The sequence below is a fragment of the Vagococcus allomyrinae genome, assembly GCF_017829975.1.
GTDB lineage: Bacteria > Bacillota > Bacilli > Lactobacillales > Vagococcaceae > Vagococcus_D > Vagococcus_D allomyrinae.
The window spans coordinates 1-15,000 of record NZ_JAEEGA010000033.1 but is presented as its reverse complement, the minus strand read 5'-3'; the positions used below and the strand labels follow the sequence as shown (position 1 = coordinate 15,000).

Annotated in this window: 21 protein-coding genes and 1 pseudogene; 17 read left to right on the top strand and 5 right to left on the bottom strand. The window is 34.6% G+C overall.

Features of this window, described 5'->3' with window-relative positions; genetic code table 11:
* The first annotated feature begins 698 nt into the window (after nucleotides 1–698).
* From I6N95_RS26570 to I6N95_RS26555, 4 genes are all read left to right on the top strand, one after another.
* Nucleotides 699–1,268, top strand: a complete 570-nt coding sequence (locus tag I6N95_RS26570; protein WP_209533144.1) for a recombinase family protein — start codon at nucleotides 699–701, stop codon at nucleotides 1,266–1,268.
* A gap of 150 nt (nucleotides 1,269–1,418) precedes the next feature.
* Nucleotides 1,419–1,994 (top strand): hypothetical protein, encoded by a 576-nt coding sequence (locus I6N95_RS26565; RefSeq protein WP_209533141.1) that lies wholly within the window; start codon nucleotides 1,419–1,421, stop codon nucleotides 1,992–1,994.
* Between the two features lie 238 nt (nucleotides 1,995–2,232).
* A complete protein-coding gene (locus I6N95_RS26560; RefSeq protein WP_209533140.1) occupies nucleotides 2,233–2,514 on the top strand; it encodes a hypothetical protein in 282 nt (93 codons plus the stop codon).
* Nucleotides 2,515–2,562: 48 nt separating this feature from the next.
* Nucleotides 2,563–2,718 carry a hypothetical protein gene (locus I6N95_RS26555; RefSeq protein ID WP_209533138.1) on the top strand — a complete coding sequence of 52 codons (156 nt, stop codon included), beginning with the start codon at nucleotides 2,563–2,565 and terminating at the stop codon, nucleotides 2,716–2,718.
* A gap of 229 nt (nucleotides 2,719–2,947) precedes the next feature.
* On the opposite strand, the gene I6N95_RS27885 is transcribed toward I6N95_RS26555, so the two are convergent.
* Entirely contained in the window at nucleotides 2,948–3,034 is an 87-nt protein-coding gene (locus tag I6N95_RS27885) for a type I toxin-antitoxin system Fst family toxin (protein ID WP_430727564.1), read from the bottom strand.
* 154 nt (nucleotides 3,035–3,188) lie between these two features.
* Between I6N95_RS27885 and I6N95_RS26545 the strand changes: the two genes are divergently transcribed.
* The 3 genes from I6N95_RS26545 to I6N95_RS26535 are packed head-to-tail and all read left to right on the top strand — an operon-like array spanning nucleotide 3,189 to nucleotide 4,085.
* On the top strand, nucleotides 3,189–3,377 hold the full coding sequence (locus I6N95_RS26545) for a hypothetical protein (protein ID WP_245249897.1): 189 nt from the start codon (nucleotides 3,189–3,191) through the stop codon (nucleotides 3,375–3,377).
* A 41-nt stretch (nucleotides 3,378–3,418) separates the two neighbouring features.
* Nucleotides 3,419–3,766 carry a hypothetical protein gene (locus I6N95_RS26540; RefSeq protein ID WP_209533135.1) on the top strand — a complete coding sequence of 116 codons (348 nt, stop codon included), beginning with the start codon at nucleotides 3,419–3,421 and terminating at the stop codon, nucleotides 3,764–3,766.
* A gap of 31 nt (nucleotides 3,767–3,797) precedes the next feature.
* Nucleotides 3,798–4,085 (top strand): helix-turn-helix domain-containing protein, encoded by a 288-nt coding sequence (locus I6N95_RS26535; RefSeq protein ID WP_209533134.1) that lies wholly within the window; start codon nucleotides 3,798–3,800, stop codon nucleotides 4,083–4,085.
* A gap of 112 nt (nucleotides 4,086–4,197) precedes the next feature.
* On the opposite strand, the gene I6N95_RS26530 is transcribed toward I6N95_RS26535, so the two are convergent.
* Together I6N95_RS26530 and I6N95_RS26525 are read right to left on the bottom strand one after the other, a co-directional pair.
* Nucleotides 4,198–4,545: a hypothetical protein gene (locus I6N95_RS26530; protein ID WP_209533133.1), complete on the bottom strand. Its 348-nt coding sequence runs from the start codon at nucleotides 4,543–4,545 to the stop codon at nucleotides 4,198–4,200.
* Between the two features lie 2 nt (nucleotides 4,546–4,547).
* A pseudogene (locus I6N95_RS26525) lies at nucleotides 4,548–5,825 on the bottom strand (Y-family DNA polymerase).
* A 338-nt stretch (nucleotides 5,826–6,163) separates the two neighbouring features.
* On the opposite strand from I6N95_RS26525, the gene I6N95_RS26520 reads away from it, so the two are divergent.
* From I6N95_RS26520 to I6N95_RS26505, 4 genes are all read left to right on the top strand, one after another.
* Nucleotides 6,164–6,595: a hypothetical protein gene (locus tag I6N95_RS26520; protein ID WP_209533132.1), complete on the top strand. Its 432-nt coding sequence runs from the start codon at nucleotides 6,164–6,166 to the stop codon at nucleotides 6,593–6,595.
* Nucleotides 6,585–7,637: a ParA family protein gene (locus I6N95_RS26515; RefSeq protein WP_209533131.1), complete on the top strand. Its 1,053-nt coding sequence runs from the start codon at nucleotides 6,585–6,587 to the stop codon at nucleotides 7,635–7,637. Before I6N95_RS26520 ends, I6N95_RS26515 begins: the two co-directional genes overlap by 11 nt.
* Nucleotides 7,638–7,650: 13 nt before the next feature.
* A complete protein-coding gene (locus I6N95_RS26510; RefSeq protein ID WP_209533130.1) occupies nucleotides 7,651–8,064 on the top strand; it encodes a hypothetical protein in 414 nt (137 codons plus the stop codon).
* A 635-nt stretch (nucleotides 8,065–8,699) separates the two neighbouring features.
* The gene (locus tag I6N95_RS26505) at nucleotides 8,700–10,214 is read left to right on the top strand and encodes a primase C-terminal domain-containing protein (RefSeq protein WP_209533129.1); all 1,515 of its coding nucleotides are present in this window, start codon (nucleotides 8,700–8,702) and stop codon (nucleotides 10,212–10,214) included.
* A 299-nt stretch (nucleotides 10,215–10,513) separates the two neighbouring features.
* On the opposite strand, the gene I6N95_RS26500 is transcribed toward I6N95_RS26505, so the two are convergent.
* A complete protein-coding gene (locus I6N95_RS26500) occupies nucleotides 10,514–10,759 on the bottom strand; it encodes a hypothetical protein (RefSeq protein WP_209533126.1) in 246 nt (81 codons plus the stop codon).
* Between the two features lie 54 nt (nucleotides 10,760–10,813).
* Nucleotides 10,814–11,725, bottom strand: a complete 912-nt coding sequence (locus I6N95_RS26495; protein ID WP_209533124.1) for a helix-turn-helix domain-containing protein — start codon at nucleotides 11,723–11,725, stop codon at nucleotides 10,814–10,816.
* Nucleotides 11,726–12,493: 768 nt separating this feature from the next.
* Between I6N95_RS26495 and I6N95_RS26490 the strand changes: the two genes are divergently transcribed.
* From I6N95_RS26490 to I6N95_RS26465, 6 genes are all read left to right on the top strand, one after another.
* Nucleotides 12,494–12,874, top strand: a complete 381-nt coding sequence (locus tag I6N95_RS26490; RefSeq protein WP_209533123.1) for a hypothetical protein — start codon at nucleotides 12,494–12,496, stop codon at nucleotides 12,872–12,874.
* 19 nt (nucleotides 12,875–12,893) lie between these two features.
* A complete protein-coding gene (locus I6N95_RS26485; RefSeq protein WP_209533120.1) occupies nucleotides 12,894–13,253 on the top strand; it encodes a hypothetical protein in 360 nt (119 codons plus the stop codon).
* 109 nt (nucleotides 13,254–13,362) lie between these two features.
* The gene (locus I6N95_RS26480; protein ID WP_209533119.1) at nucleotides 13,363–13,671 is read left to right on the top strand and encodes a hypothetical protein; all 309 of its coding nucleotides are present in this window, start codon (nucleotides 13,363–13,365) and stop codon (nucleotides 13,669–13,671) included.
* Nucleotides 13,672–13,713: 42 nt separating this feature from the next.
* Nucleotides 13,714–13,872: a hypothetical protein gene (locus tag I6N95_RS26475; RefSeq protein WP_209533118.1), complete on the top strand. Its 159-nt coding sequence runs from the start codon at nucleotides 13,714–13,716 to the stop codon at nucleotides 13,870–13,872.
* Between the two features lie 7 nt (nucleotides 13,873–13,879).
* Nucleotides 13,880–14,197 carry a hypothetical protein gene (locus I6N95_RS26470; RefSeq protein ID WP_209533117.1) on the top strand — a complete coding sequence of 106 codons (318 nt, stop codon included), beginning with the start codon at nucleotides 13,880–13,882 and terminating at the stop codon, nucleotides 14,195–14,197.
* 351 nt (nucleotides 14,198–14,548) lie between these two features.
* Nucleotides 14,549–14,836 carry a hypothetical protein gene (locus I6N95_RS26465; protein WP_209533116.1) on the top strand — a complete coding sequence of 96 codons (288 nt, stop codon included), beginning with the start codon at nucleotides 14,549–14,551 and terminating at the stop codon, nucleotides 14,834–14,836.
* Nucleotides 14,837–15,000: the final 164 nt, after the last annotated feature.

Genomic DNA, 15,000 nt, shown 5'->3' with positions numbered 1-15,000 from the left:
AAAATGGTTTTCACTCCTTGAACCTCCAATAGAAATATGTCTACTTCTATTGTGGTGAATAGTGGACCGTTTTTCAATTGGATTTACTTAAGTAAGTGGCCCCATTTTAAATTAACATAAGCATTAAATGCAATATTCATTTCATATATAGTTCTAAGTAATGGAAAAATACCATCTGTGTTGGAATTATTTAATAAAAAGAATACTGTATTTAATCGTGCATTAATATTACCCAATATTAATAACAGGAATACATCATGTTCTTTAAAACTATAATTACCATTATTTATCAGATTCTCAAACCTCTTTAAACGCCTAATTGTACTAGCATATATTTTTGTGTAATTAAATCTCTTATTTGAAATAACTATCCCCTCCAAATTGATTTAGACATGTTGTTTGTTTAGATGACCTTGAATTTAACGTGGTAACAAGTACAAAATCGACTTAAGTACACAATTGATTTCTTTGAAAGGACTATGTTACCTTGATTCTACATTACCACATAAAGTATTGGAAAGTAAAAATTATCGTAAACATTGGTTTTTGACAGACTATAAAACCTTATACAACAAGCTTTCGCCCTCTTATTACAAGAGTGCTTATTTGCGGTTCTTGTCAAAACTTATGTCAAAATCAAATCGCCATAAACTACTGTTTTTGTTATAGTTAAAGGAACAGAAAGAGGTGATTTTTTTATGGAGTATATTTTTGGTTATGCCAGGGTAAGTACTCAATCTCAAGAACTTAATCGGCAGGTGGATCTAATCAATGAAAGCTACGTAGTAAACAAAATGTATATGGAAAAAATATCAGGAAAACTAGCAAGTCGTCCGGCATTAGATGAATTGAAAAGTGTTGTCAGGGAGAATGATACAATCGTTGTTGAAAGCTGGAGTAGGCTAGGAAGAAGTACAAAAGATTTACTGGAGCTGATGGATTACTTTGAAGATAAAAAAGTCAGGGTCATCAGTTTGAAAGAACAATTTGATACCTCAACACCTCATGGGAGATTTGCTATTGGATTGTTTCAACTAGTCAATGAATTTGAAGTAGAGTTGACTAGAGAACGTGTTGCTGAAGGTATAGCGGCGGCAAGAGCAAAAGGACATGTTGGCGGACGTCCTAAAATCAACAAAACAAAAATTGAAAAAGCCATGAAACTCTATGATGAAAAAAAGTATACCATTTCAGAGATTGAAACCATAATGAAATTAAGTGCTTCAACGTTATACCGATACCTAAAACAAAGAGAAAATGGTATATAATAAAGGATTCTAAGCCATTTTAAAAATAATATCTTAACAATTACCCATACACGACGTTTAAATCGCCTAATAAACTCTAAAAATACTAGTAACATTAAACTGGACATGATATAATAAAGTTACTAGTAACTTATGAAGGAGAGGATAACTTTGACGATTCAAGAAGCATTGAAAATTCTTGAAGAAAAGAATATTACAAGCAGTATTCAAATGCTGCGCAGATGGATACGCCAAAATAAAATCGAAGCAGTATTACCTTCAAAAAAAGAAGGTTATAAAATTGACGAAGCCTCCCTTAACGAGTTCATCGACTCAAAATTGGCTGAGCAACCTCCAAAGTCACTCGCAATAACCGCTAATGACTTAGAACGTAAATATTCGGAGGGCTATAACGCTGCTAAAGAAACCTATGAAATTCTCATCGAACATGCTGTAAAGGAACGGGAAAAACAGCTTGTTTTGGAAGGACTTAAAGAATATACCATCACTTATACCACTAAACAGCTCTTACATGGATTTGAAAGACGTCAAGAATTAAACACACACTTCAAGTCTCTGGGCATACATGCCCTCACACTAAACATTTTAGGAGCGTGGGTATACGATGATCAGCTGGGAATTTTGTTTGATTATACATTCTTACCTTATCCAAATCGAAAAGTTGAGACTAGAGTGAGAGAATGGTACGCACAAGAACTTCTGGATCATTTTGAGAAAAATAAATAATGTTACTAGTATTTTTATATGATTTTGTGTCAAAAACGATATTTTTTCAATAAAATAGTCCTCAGCTATAAGCTAAGGACTAAAGGAGATTTTTATTTACTTTGGAGGAGTAAATAATGAAAAAGTTTTGTTAGGGTTGTTTGTTGGTATATTTATAATATACACATCAAATTTGAAGTAATTGTGATAAAATTGGTCGTTTAATTTGAAAACTACCAAACAATGAGAGGAGACACCTATGAAGAAAATACCATACAATAAACAACTACCTTTATCTGACTATTTTAATCAAGACAAATCATTAAAGGATATTCTTTTTGACGATACTGATCAATTGGCTGGAGAACTCACTATTAGTTTTAACAGATCTGATTTTACTCTAGCGGATTCAAAGAGCAATTTTTCTGGAAGTTCATCTATGATTATTCAAAGAGTGACTGCGTTCATATCAATCAACTTTTCTAATGGTCAGCCGACAAAAGAAAGTCTCAACAGAATGTATTTCATTCTTGAAAACTAGTTTGCATTTTTGATTCAACAATAATGCAGGTGATTGAGGAGGAGTTAAGTGTATTTACTACCAATGAATCGAATTTATGATGAACTATTCAAAGTTCGATTATTTACAGCACAACAGATCCCACCATATATTAAGTTTTTACATGTTTTGCCTGAGCCAGGGGCGACTAGGATTATTCGGAAACTCATCACTGGTGTTGAGTAAGAAATAAACGATGGGAACGACTATTACGTGGCAAGACATAGAGACGTGCGGCTAGATGGCTTAACAGCAAGAATCAGATAAATAATGTAGATATGGGCTTTTTCTTGAAATAGGTTGTGTTAATGTGCTATAATGATGTTGCAAATGATTGAGCATGTAATACACGAACCCCCAAGAGAAGTCGGATTCTCTTGGGGGTTTTTCGTGGATTGATGTCGCCGTGATTGCTTTACTTCTTGTTTCTTGTATTCAACCAATACTCAAATATGGCTACTAATAGCCCTACAAGAAGGGGGCAAATGAATGTTTCAAGCATGTAATACACCTCCTTCCAGTCGCAAAACTGTCGGATAGGCGACACTCTATTATACCTTAAATATTGTGTTGAAAATAGGTGATGTTTATTCATAACTTCTGGATGTTTATCTTTTTTCAGAATAATCAAGTGGTGCCGGAAGGAAGTAATGATGATGATTAATAAATTTGAGGATCTACTGAATCAATTAGCAAATGGTGAAATAGGAACAATTGAAGTAAGCCATGAAGAGTTTTTCGTTTTTTGGGACGCCTGGAACAAACGAGAAGATCGAAAGTTTTTTCGAGGGAATGCGCAGCTTGGTGGACATATAACCTATGTATACGACACAACTGTAGTATAATTGAACTATCGCTCGACCTATCAATAGAAAGGACTGTTTCGATGTCAGGAATACCAACTAAATTTAAAGAAGAACTTGAAGAAATGAATATGATCTATGCCACCATACAAGATATCAGAGTGTTTAAGAATAACTATGATCAGTTGCTACTTAATAAGTGTACAAGAGATAATCTTGGCCGGATTGTTGGAGATTATCCGTGGGGATTTGTTTCCGGAAGAATAAAGGGGAAGCTGATGGAAAATAACCTATCTGAAGGAATGACAGTTGAGATTGATTTTAGCGAATTTGATACTATCGCCGATCCTGATAATAGAATGGTCAATTGTGGCCAAGTAAAGCATAGATATTCAACAGCAGAACCCTACTGGCGATTATCATACGAATAGGACCATATATGGTCTTAAAATGAGGTGAAGAATGACAGCATTAGAAGTTTATGCAGCTAGAAGTGGATTAACCATGTATCGTATTTCTAAAATAAGCGGTCTGCCCCCATCTACTATAAAAAACGCGTTTAAGAAGACTCTTGGACAAACAACAATCCGAACACTACAAGCAATTGCAAAGACGGTACAGGCTAGTCCTGGGGAATTGCTAGATGAATTACTTGAGATAGAAGAAACAATCGTTAGACAAGAATTAAACGATATTAATGAGTTGATCAAACAGCAATTAATTGTGTTAGGCTATACGATCGTCGACTAAAAGACCACTAAACATGCGTGTTTAGTGGTCCTTTAATATACCTGATTGAATTAAGTTTACTATGTTTGTCCTGGTCGCGCAATTAACAGAAAGAAATAATTGATCAAAGCTCTTACCATTTTTTTAGGTCAATGATCTCAATATGTCGGATATCCTCGTAAGCGATTGTTTTAAGCCCGATAGTGATGCCCGAATCATCAAACCCTTTAAGGTAACCTCTGAAATAGTTGAAGTCCCCTTCTTTTTGAACTGATAAGTAATGATTTTTTAATTGTGCTAATACCAAAACCTCATTAATTTCATTTGGATTCATTGATTTTTCAACGGTGATTTTTTTTGAATCGCCCTCCTTCCCAATTTCTTCAGTATGTTCAGAAAGATAGAAGCCGGCCCATTTAATCTTTTTCCTATCCAGGTATTCCACATCAAAAAAATGTTGTAAATCAACCTCATCAAACATGATTAATGCCCTCCTATTAGGTGATCGCGGCGAGAGATTGCAGTGGCCCCACTTAACACGCTGCTTGCGTGAACCAAGGCTGAGTAGCCATATTTGTTACGTATTTTATCTACTAAAAAATCAAGTTCTTTAGCCAATGTTTGCTTTTCAGGATCTTCGAAAAGATTCGTTTGAAGCGCGTCACTACGAACAAGCTTTGCGTATGTCACACCAATTTGTCGGACAGCACACTGCGGGTCATAGTTACTTCTAAAAATCTGAAGACAAATAGATTTTAACCTGGTACTTTCAGACGTTGGTGGTACTTTAACCTGTTTGCTAAAACCACTCGCTGATTCGTTCCGAGAATATCTGATGAATAGTGTGACTGAGCTTGTTTGGTAGCCCTTCTCTCTTATTCTTTGAGCGACACCGTCCGCCATTTCACAAATCACTATCTCCACCTCTCGCTGGTCAGTATAGTCGTAATTTAGCACTTGTGAGTTGCCTAATGACTTTTCTTTTGTGGTAATTGGTTCTGATAAAATCGTCCGATCGATGCCATGAGCGTGAGCAAACAGTTGTAGCCCAATAACTCCTAACTTCTCTTTTAAACGATATGGATTGGCATGAGCAAGGTCATACATAGAATTAATTCCCATTCTCTTCAGTTTTTCTTCAGTTTTAGCCCCGATTCCCCAAAATTCGCTAAGTGGTTCAATGGCCCACAGTTTAGTGGCCACATCTTCTTATCGCCATTCGGCCATAAAATCAGGATTTTTCTTGGCTTCGATATCCATGCCAATTTTAGCTAGTAAAGGATTATCTCCTAGACAGATAGTCACTACTAAACCAAGTTCTTGTTTGATTCGATCCCGGATTATGACAGCAAGGTCCCAGGGTGAATCAGCAAATAAGTGCCATGAATTAGTACAATCGCTGGCTGATTCGTCAATGGAATAAGGATAATAATCTTCTTCAGCTACATAGCTCTTGATGATATTTCCTATAGCTAGGTTCTTTTTTATATAGAGAGCCATACGTGGAGGCGCGATAATTAAATCTGGGTGATCTGGAATTTCGTGCTTACGTGAAACGTTTGATATTCCTAACACTTTTTTTGCTTTGGGACTTGCTGCTAAAACTAATCCGCCGGCATTTTCTGCTTTCGACATGACAACCAACATTGTATCCATAGGATCTAATCCACGTTCGATGCACTCTACAGAGGCGTAAAAACTTTTACAGTCGATAAAAAGGATGTCTCTTGTCGGTTCATTCTGATAATTATACGGCTTCATTGGTGTATGCCCTCCCCTCACTCAGTCCATCTATTATAAGAACGTACGTTCGTTTAGTCAAGCGGGATAGAAACAATATAAGTATGTTAATAAACGGAATTGAATGATTATAAGAAAAAAGCGTAAAAACACTTTACTAAGTAGTTCTTGTGGGGTATACTAATATTAACAAGAGCAATACTAATAGCAATGTCTATATTAACGTTAACAATGACTTCAATTATGACGTCGCTATTAATAACAATAGCAACGTTGCTAGCAATGTTGCTTGTGAGTTTGCTATGGACATTGTGACGGTAGAAGTGTTGTTAAAAAGGGAACAGGAGGATAAGTTTAAAATGGAAATTCATGAAAAAGTTAAGGGTCTTTTGAGTATGGATATCACTGCATACGAGATTGAAAAACAAACAGGAATAAGTAGACCAACGATCATGAATATGAGGAAAGTAGGATATAACTTTCTGAATATGTCTTACGGTACTGCTGTAAATTTGGCGAAATACTATGATACTCTTAATGAGGGTGGACTAATATTTATTGATCAAGGAGGGTTTATTTCTTTCTCTCTTGCCTTTGATAATTATGTTAAGAGTATAAAGAGTGACAACTCTAATGTGAAAACTAAAGAGTTAAGAGCGTTACAATCCGTAATTGGAAAATTAGGTGATATTGCACTCAAGGATATTGATTTACTTCAACAACTGTATGAGGTTTATAAACAATCATTGGCAAAAGAGAAAGAAGAGAGGGTTGATCCAATTGACAAATAATCAAGTAGCTGTATACAATGCGGAAGTTATTTCTCCAAGCACGAATAAGGGCGGGGTCTTAAAAACTACTATTACAATAAATATTGGTGGTGGATTATCTTTACGGCAAAATAAGCATCAACCCTGGAGAAAAAACAAAGTTCTTCTTGTTGACAAAGATGGACAAGGGAACGTGTTACTCAGTTTTGGGAAAAATCCTGACAATTGTGAAAATACTATATATGATGTACTTCTTAAAGAGGTTGCCCCAGAGGATGCCATAATTGAAATCACTGATAATTTACATGTTCTTCCAGCCAATGACGACATGGCCTTTTTTGACCTTGATGTTTTGACGAATATTGATAATAAGGATGTACTATCGGGCTATAGCTCTCTAATAGGCATGTTAAAAAATATTTTAGCGTTGATACTAAGTATAAAGAATGTCAGTAAAGGAGATAAGCAAGCTGAATCAGATATTGAAAAACTTGAAATTGAAGCGAACAGATATCTAACTATAATACAAAGTAAAGTAACTGAATCAGGTGTAAATGTTGACGATATATATTCTCTCTTAAAAAAAGCCATAGCACCTTTGAAAGACAAGTATGATTATATTATAATAGATACCCCTCCCCAACTAGGTTTAATTGCAGGCAATGTCTACAACGCAGCGGATGATATATTGATTCCATTTCACCCAGAAAAATACTCATTTAGAAGTATGATCAAATCAATTAATACTATCAACGAATGGAAAGAAAGTAATCCGAACTTATCAATAAAAGGAATAATTCCAGTCAAAGTAAAAAAATCAACATTAACACACAATATTTTCTTGGACAGTTCGAGTCAAATAATTTCTACATCAAACAGTAATCCTATTTATATTACCGAGACAAGAATTCCGGAATCGATAAAACCGGCAGAATCAATTGTAAAATTCAACTTACCCATCACCATGATAGATGAAGATGAAATTAAGAATAAGAAAGAACGAGAACCAATAATGGAAATGAAAAAAGTTTATAATAATCTTATTGATGAGTTAGGATATTGAGAGGTGATTAAGGATGGCTAGAAACCAAAATAAAAATGGGTTTACACCAGAAAATTTAATGGCCGGGATTGATCCATCGATTGAGGTCATTAAAGAAGATATTCAGAAAACTGAAAGTGAGCCGATAATTGAAGAATCATTTGAGACTGAAGAAACTAGTGCTGTTTCAGAAATAGAAACGGAAATGACTGAAAAAAATGGCGAAAATGCAAATAACGAAACTTCTTTAGAAAAATTTGCAAAAAAAAATAAGAAAAAGACTGTACAAAAAAACGTCTATTTACACGAGGATGTTGCTGACACTTTAGATAAATTTGGAAATTTTGTTGGCAAACAAAATGGAGGAAATTCTTATATTGTAGAAGCCGCACTAAAAGAATATTTTGAAAAAAATAAGAAGTATATTTCAAGTAAAAAGAGAAAGTAAATGCTACTTTCTCTTTTTATTTTTCGACAGAAACACCAGTGTGACGTACACTTTACATTGTGAAACAATACAAGCAATAACGCTATCAACAATGCTAGCAATGTTGATAGCGTTATTGCTTGTATTGTTGACATTGTTATTGCTAACAATGTTGATAACAAATTCTGTGTTGATATTGTTATTGTTACTTATATTAATAGCGTAAATAGTAGTAACACGACAATTGAGAGTGTAGTAAAAACACTTTACGTGGTTTTCTTGATGTGGTAAGATAGCTATGTATAAGAGCTTTAAATATTAATCATCTAAATTAAATAATTGAAAATTTCTATGTTTACTTTTCATTCATTTTGAGATAAGCTAACATGGAAAAACAAAAAATCCCTGTCAGTAGGATTGGCGTCATACTGGCAAGGTTAAATTTTTTTACGTTCTAAAAGAACTTGGTGATTCTTGTAATCTGATTAATTACATTATATCAAGTTTTGTCAAAAAAAACAAGGTAAAAATGCTTATTTAACTGTGTCTTTATAGCTTTTGACTCCTAATGAAATCTTTTTTAGACAAGAACGTGAAGCCAATTAATTTGAATTGGTGAATTGTTCTTGTCTTTTTATTTTGAGAGGAGTGTAAAAATGTTAAATTCTGTTAAATTGATCAACTTGATTTTAAAAACGGGCTTGAAAAAGTATCGTTACAAAAATAGTAATCATTCAACAATAGATCATGTTAAAGACTCCAATAAAAAAGGTGTAGTCTTTGGGTTCCGTAGCAAAGCTGACATGCAATGCAGCAAAGGTTTTGTTATGTCTTCAAAAGAAGCAGTACTGGATAATTGTGGTTATCTTACTCACTGGACACCTAACATATTTGCGTGGGGTGGCTATACGGATGCATCAAAGAAATATGTCCGGGGATTTGAAGAGAAGAATTTAATCCAAGAAAATTGTTTTGTCCTGGATGTTGATTGTGGGGAATTTTCAAAGTTCCGGGTCGATTATTTACTGGTAAAGTGCATGGAGAATACGGATCTAGTGCCAACAGCAATAGTTGAAACGCCAAAAGGCTATCACCTTTATTTTGTGTTAGAATCAGCTAGTTATGTATCGAGTGCCAGCAATTATAAATCGTTGAGTGTCGCAAAAATGATTTCTCAAAATTTGCGAGAATCTTTTGCGAGTATTTTGCCTGGCATCGACGTTGGTTGTAATCACTTTGGTATCTTTCGGATGCCGACTGAGGAGAACCTGGTTCACTTTGATGAAAGTTTGACGTATGACTTTGAAGATCTTATGAATTGGTCAATGGCTTACTCAAGAGAACAAAAAAAGAGTTTCGCTTTTTCCCTAACACCAAAGAAAAAAACAAAAGAATTTACACAGCGACATGCAGCGTGGTATAAGCAGCTGTTGCAAACGGCTGATGTTCAAGGTGGACAAGGCCAAATTGGACGGAACAATGCGTTATTTACGTTGGCGTTAGCTGATTATTCTTCAGGAGTTGATCAACAAGATTGTTTTGATCAACTTGATTTGTACAACACAGAAGTATTGGCCAATCCGGTTAGTACACGCGAAATAGAAAAAGTAGTAGCTAGTGCCTATTCAGGGAAATACCAGGGGGCGCATTCAGAGAAGATTTCAGCTTTGTCAGAGCTATATCTAACCAATAGTGGCGTTAAATCGTCTTATAGAAATGGTCGGGTACCGGCACAATATTGGGTTAAGCACGCTAAACCAAGGAAAGACAGAGAAAGAGTTCATCTGAAGGAATGGAAAGCAGACTTGATAACTTACATCAATGAACACACCACCTGGTACAAACCTTATTTAGATGTGCCTAGAGAAAAGTTGATTAAGGATTTAGGTATCCCATCGAGTACCTTAAAAGTTCTATTCCGAGAACTAAAAAAGGAGACGAGTGTGTATATTCAAACGAAACGTGGAAAAGGTGGATTTACCAAACTTGCTACTAAAAAATCCATGGCCTATACGTTGCTACAAAAGCGATATGAGTTATTTACGCATTATAAGGGTGTCTTAGGACGTTATTTTCCATCTTCACTCACATATACAAATACGATTTCCAATCTTAGGTTTAACAGATTATTAGCGTCTACTAACGTGAATTTATTTGAGAGGGCTCCTTGATATTTTATAAAGGACACTATGCCATAACTTATATCAAGAATAGCTTTGCCTTTGTTTTAAAAAGACTTAGTGCTAAGTGAGCCTTAGCGAACGGGTGTGACATGTCCTTAGACATGGAGAGTCGAGCGGTAGCGTTGGGGACGGTTTGTGTATTTGTGGTGAAATAGCGTTAAGTAAATTGTTTAGTTATGGAGCTGGGAGAAAACAAAAAAGTTAGCATTTATGCTAACTTTGATGCTTAGGTGAAAAGGTTTATGTTTAGTTGGTTATCACTGATTCTTCAAATTAAATCATTACTGTTATAAGTTAAGTTTATTTAGAATAGGGTGTAAGGTATTTGATTGAATTGGGGTTAGATCAGAATATTTTACTGCTATTTTTAGTACGAGTTCTTTAACTTTGTAATCATCTTTAGGATTCCATTCTGTAATATGTATGATTGCTACATTTGTGAGTTTTGACAAAACTTTTCCTGTAAACTTATTTTTTAGCAATTCTGATTTGCCTTGGTAAAAATTGCCGATTTGCGCTTGTTTTTTTTTCATAAAGTTATACCAATCCTTTTAGTTAATGTTTTCTTTTTATTTAAGCAAAAGTATTTATTCTAATACAGTGATAATCTCATTAAGTGGTTTATTGTTTTTCTTAATAAGGTCGAATTCGTATTGCATTGCATCTTTTAAAATCTTGTTGTCAAAGGGATATGCAAGTAAGTTTATTAAAAATTGAATTTCTGAGTGTGCGTGGCTGATTGTTTTTTCGTCTTTTGTTGTAAATAAAGTAACTTTGAGTCGGGCATATTGACTAAGAATTGTAAAGCGATAGTTTTCATTAAATTTTAGGAGATTATCAACATTATCAAGGATGTTGATTGTTTCTGTAAAATGGTTACTATCAATGATTAGATCAGCAATATTAATTAACAGAATTGGCCATGAGAAGATTTTGAGTCTATTAGGGGTATGTGCATCTTCAAATGTAAGCGGAAGAATGGATTTACTCACTCTAATCAATTCTTGGCTAGAAAAATAGCGAACGCATTCTGCCATGTTAAGGATATCGTAATAAGTGTGATATGTTGAGTTCACAATATTTTGATAAATCTTATTTTTTTCATTTTCTGTTATGTCAGGTATGTCATTTGGAAAGTTTGAATGAAAGTTTTTTTTGCAAATAATATAAGCTCTATAGGCGTATGAATGGTGAAATTTGTATTCATTTAAGATGGGATATATTTTCAGTGCTTCCTTATTTGGTAATAAACCAGTTTGAACTTTTGCAAGATCTAAGACACTTTGGTAATAAGGCTGTTCTTTTAATAATATTTCATCTAAGTCTGAAGGAACAGCGTTAAGTTTTCTACAAAGTGAAGTCATCAAGGCGGTAGACATATCTCTGTTTTTGTTTTCGACTTTAGAATAAGCAGATTGTGTCATGATGTTTTCAGAAATTGCTAGTTGTGAAATGTCTTTTTTATTTCTAATGTAAGAAATTGCGTCTCTAAAATCCATGTAGATTTCCCCTTTTTCCCCAGTTATTCGATTTTGGACTAGTCCAAAATCGAATAATACCTATTTTTTTGTTTGTTTTTATTTTATACTGTGTTTATGGATATCCAATTAATTGATAGAAGGTGATAAAATGTTTATTGAAATTGTAAATGTAAGTGATCTTTTGAGATCGATTGTAACGGGGACTAAGCCTTAATTTGATGTTAACATTACATTGGTTTTTTGGTTCGAAATATTCATATATGAATATTCAAAAAAGCCCGATCCTATCAGTTAGATAAGATCAGACTATTATTGTTTTAAATTAAAGATTCGTTTTTTTCTTGTACATTAACTTTGTATGTGATATTGTTAGGTCAAGAAATTAATCAGCATGTTACGTTTTGATCATAAAACATGCGATGTACGTTGTCTGTTGCCCTTTAGTAATGAATGTGGGCAAATAAAGGGTAAGCGACGCAAAGGACGGCAATCCAATGCACCGCTCATCTATTCAAATTCTGAAAGCACCAGAACTTGTTTAGCCCTCTAGTCAATCTTTCGATTGGACTTTCACCAGTATATCAGATTTTGGAGTTTTTTTGTACTATAATTTTTTTGGGAATCACCCCTTAAAATGATTAGTCAAAAATACTAAGATTTGATTGCTAGTAAAAGTTGATCGTTTGAGTGCCTGGGAGTAGGTTATCTAACAAGTTTAGATGGCCTACTCCTTTTTTGTTTGTCCACACTTGTTACTAAAAAACTATGAAGAAATGAGGTGATATTATGCTAGCTTTACAAGAAGCGTTGCTTTTAGGGAAGATTGCTGATTTGGAGTCTGGAAACAAAGTGTTGTTGCTAGATCGTGGAGGGGCTGTCTTTAGGCATTGTCCAAGTGGTGGTTGGTTACGCGAAGGATTTGAACTGACATACTCGTTTATTTCTCAGATTACTCAAATTTACGATCATCAACGAAATGTAATTTACACAGATTCTGGCTTTCAAAAATTCATTTCTACTTTTGAAGAGCATTTAAATGATCAACCACTTTTTGATGATGATGAACAGATTTGTCGTGAATGTGGGTGTAGCTATTACAATGCTTGTGTGGGGCCGAATGGTCCTTGTTATTGGGTTGAACCAGATCTATGCAGCCCATATGTTTGAATTTAGCAAAGGAAGGGGAGTGGAAAAATTGAGAAACTACCAATCAGGCACGCAATCCAAAATGTATGGTGAGTATTGTTACGCGTCCGATGTTGAACGAGAAGCGTTAACTGTTAAACTGTTTTCGACTAATGAGATTTGGTGTAATTTGAATGACGGTCGATTTGTTCGAAGAAGCGATTTGGCAAGAAAGGCTGTCATTAAAAATTCGGCTAACTTGTATGAGCAAATTAAAAATGTAGAAGCGGCTGGATTCATTATTGCAAGAAGGATTCATCCAAACGCACCTCTAAAGTATCTACTTGATCCAATTCCTATTCGAAAAAAAGGCCGATATCGTCCAAAGAAACTTGAACATGCTGTTTATAAGAAAGGCTAGCAATTGGTGTTTCCTAAAGAAAGTTTAGGCAGTGTGGTCTTGTTAAGGTGAATTGATCTAGAAAGTTTTACCAGGATCACTTACTAAAAAAAAGAGAAGAGGAATAATAGTGGCAAATGTAAAGCAGACAAGATTTTTTGAGTTCAGTAACCAAGGAAGTTTTTATTATGCTTTAGTTAAGGCACAAAGCAAAGAACAAGCTATTGAAGAATATTGTAAGCAAGTTTCCAGTATTGAAACAGAGGATGATAAAGAAGATATAGAACAGAATTTGACAGAGTTAAGCTTAAAACAAGCAATCCTAGAAATGAAAAAATTTACTGGTGAAGACGGTGGAATTGTTAGTAGTGAAGAAATACTAGATCAGATAGCTGATGATGAATTATCTATTTTGGCGGTTGATAGTAGTTTACTTTAAGACAAGTAATTCCAAGTTAAAAATAATAAGGAGTACATGACTATGAGAAAAAATCTGTTAAAAGTCAAAATTCTTGGTGTCTTCTTGCTACTTGCAACGTTAACCGGCTGTTCTACAATGGCAAATAGTTCTGAATTAAAATCAAAGGAAACGACGCTAGCGACGTTTCTGAATGAACTGAAAATAGAAAATAGAAAATGAGGATTATTTGGGAAACATAAAAAAAGGAAATGAAGAAGTAGAGATTTTTTTTGCTAAAGAAGTATCTCGTAGATACGGGTTATTAGGAAGATCTACATTTATCCCTGTTGAAGAAAAGATATTACAGTATAACTTATGGAATTTGATTAACGGGAACATTAACGAAGTTGAATTTATAAAAAATACCGATGAATTTTTTAATTCAGATTACTTGAAGACAGAAAAACTGAAAATTGATGAAGAAATTTCATCCTTACAGGAGATTCTCGATAACATAGATATAACCATCGAACATGAAAGAAAAGTAAATTACTTGACTCATTAATCGAAGGGAAGAACTTGTTTCTCTTTGCTCATTAGTAAAAACCATTTCATAGTTGTAGCCCTTTGACAATTGAATAACCTCATGTAGCTTAAGCAATTTTTAACCTACGTGAAAAAAATGGATGTGGTGAAAGGAGAAAATAGGAGAGTTGTGTAGGTCGACCACAACTTAGCATCCGACTTAGACAAAGGCGAGTACCTTGAAATGGGGGAAAGGGTAAAGCACTAGTGTAACTAGTGGCTGGATGGCATCTTGGGCCTGATCAAGACGGGTTCGCACTCAACCTAAAGAAAGTGCCATTTACTGATGAGCAAAGAGAAACAGTAATCTCTGGATGAAGGGAGCTGGCTCATGAAAAAGAAATTAGGAGCTATTGTGATGACGTTGGGAATTGCGATTGTGTCATTTGCATTCTTCCAAATGGAGTCACCAAAGAGTAGAGGACCTGATAAGGTCGTAAAAATTTTTGAAGTTCAAAGACATGCAATAAGGGCTGAAGAAATACGCCAGACTTTAAACGATCGAACGTATCTAAGTCTCAATCGTTTTAGTGAGTGGCAACTTGAAGGAATAGTCCTAACAGATGATAAGACAGAAAGTGAGGGGAAATCAAGTGAAAATAGGCTATACAGCAATTAACACACCTGAAGAGCGACAAAAGTTGTTACAAGCTGGTGTTGATGCTTATGTCAACTCAATAACGGTCCACTCTACCAGTTGAAAATAGGTCCACTTAAATTGACTATTTAAGCCATTCTTTTGTATCTTCAACTCTAAATGATGTCCCACTCATATCTAGAACG